The following is a 1,588-nucleotide window of genomic DNA, read 5'->3' as shown; positions in this document are numbered from 1 at the left end:
TATAACACATATGAGCCTCCGGGCTGTCAATGAAAAAAGATAGCCCCTTGACCACTATTTCAAGATCAATATTTAGCCCTTTATAGAACTCGTTTACTTCGTCTGTCATGGTCGATGTTAGGCGTATTGCCTACGTCAAACACATATAGAGGCTCTTAATGTTGCACTTATCAATTCCATCTGACTGGCAACGGCACTAGACATTCATCGGTTAACCTTCCTCTGTCCTATTCAAAGCTAAGTGGCTGCTTTACGCCAGTTAGTACCGGGCTCAGTGAAGGTGTAAGCAAATTCTGAAAAAGGGAATAATGCGCAACAGTGGCATGTCTAATCAAACGCAACAGGTTATGAGCTGTTGGTATACTTATCGAAACTGCTGATTGCAGAGTATTGTGCGATAAGACGATACTCGTCGTTTAACCAGTTAGACGCTAAAGCTCATGCCACTGTGCGACTTACCCGTTTAAAAAGCGTTCTTCATCAAACACCTGTTGGTTTTTCAGCATAAAGTAAATACATCGCCCGATTTTATGAGCTAAAGCCGATAAGGCTTTAGCTTTGCTCATGCGTTTTTGCAGATTAGCCAGGTAGCGCTTGGCGTTGTCATTGCCTTTCAGGTACAACACAGCGGCTTCACTGAAGGCCCATTTCAAATGGGCATTACCGATTTTATTCCCTTGGGTGCCGTATGATTTGCCGGCGGACTCCGCTTTGCATTTTACTAGCCGAGAGTAGGATGCGAATTTCTGAACAGAGGGAAAGCGTTGAATATCGCCAACCTCGTATAAAATGGTCAGGGCAAGGATTTTACCAATACCCGGAAACGACTTAAGAATATGCAGGTCACGAGCGTTGTGCGTTTGCGCCTGGGTTTTTACGTAGTGTTCAATTTTATAAAGCTCATGCACCATGGTACTGATGATATTGAGGTTTAAATCCATACTTTTCTGCACAGCTTCATCCGGAAAAAAGTGATGCATTTTCTGTCGGTCGGGTGAGTTTTGCAGGTTTAACCGGGTTTCCAGGGCGGGTAGGTTATATTGACTAATTGTACTGGCCACATGAGCTTTCAGCTGTGCACTCATTCTCATAATGTGCGTTCGACGACGCAGCGCATCACGAATAGAACGGTGCTCTTTTGAATAGGCGTGAGCTAACGGGAAGTTGCCTCCGCGAATAAGCTTGGCAATCTTTAGTGCATCAATTTTATCGTTTTTGGTTTTCCCTGCATAAATGGCTTTCATGTAGAGCGCGTGACCGAGAATGAAATCAATATTGTGCAGTTCACAGAAGTCAGACACCCAATACCAGCAGTGCATACATTCCACACCAACCACTATATTGCCCACATAGGGTGATAGCAGCGCCAATAATTTCTCAGGTGAGTCATCGATTTTCTCGTGGACTAAGATATTGTTTTCATTATCGATGATGCAGACGTAAAGAAGCCGTGTATGAAGATCGATTCCACAATAGTAAGGATGTGTATTAGTATAAAAGTTCATTGAGTTTTCTCCCTCGGTTTGGTCGCCTATTAGGATAAACTCTGTTTATGCTGATAGGGAGGAGGCTCAATGAATATCAAACC

1 protein-coding gene is annotated in these 1,588 nt (G+C 43.5%); it reads right to left on the bottom strand.

The features are described from left to right. Positions 1–455: 455 nt before the first annotated feature. The gene (locus tag EYR97_RS21755; RefSeq protein WP_131095852.1) at positions 456–1,505 is read right to left on the bottom strand and encodes an IS110 family transposase; all 1,050 of its coding nucleotides are present in this window, start codon (positions 1,503–1,505) and stop codon (positions 456–458) included. Positions 1,506–1,588: the final 83 nt, after the last annotated feature.

The organism is Alteromonas sp. KUL42 (assembly GCF_006538325.1).
Classification (GTDB): Bacteria; Pseudomonadota; Gammaproteobacteria; order Enterobacterales; family Alteromonadaceae; genus Alteromonas.
The sequence above is the reverse complement of the archived record's forward strand: the minus strand, read 5'-3'. Positions and strand labels throughout refer to the sequence as shown.